Origin of the sequence: Herbaspirillum sp. WGmk3, from assembly GCF_023952535.1 — a bacterium.
Lineage (GTDB): Bacteria > Pseudomonadota > Gammaproteobacteria > Burkholderiales > Burkholderiaceae_D > Herbaspirillum > Herbaspirillum huttiense.
Map to the genome: position 1 here is coordinate 1 of NZ_JAKYWT010000041.1, position 314 is coordinate 314.

General features: G+C 60.2%; 1 pseudogene. It reads left to right on the forward strand.

From position 1 onward, the window contains the following. Window positions 1-314, forward strand: a pseudogene (locus tag MKD49_RS26615) (ABC transporter ATP-binding protein); the annotation flags it as partial.

Sequence of the window (314 nt, forward strand, 5' to 3'; positions counted from 1 at the left end):
TTCGGTGCGCTGCTGGGTGCGCCGACCCTGAAGCTGCGCGGTGACTACCTGGCCATCGTGACGCTGGGCTTCGGCGAGATCATCCGTATCTTCATGAACAACCTGAACGCGCCGGTGAACATCACCAACGGTCCGCAGGGCATCAACCTGATCGACCCGATCCGCGTGTTCGGCGTCTCGCTGGCCGGTGAACCGGGTTCGGGTTCGATGCTGAAGATCTTCGGCATGAACCTGCCCTCGGTGAACGCGTACTACTACCTGTTCCTGGTGCTGTGCATCTTCGTGATCTTCTTCTCGAGCCGTCTGCAGGATTC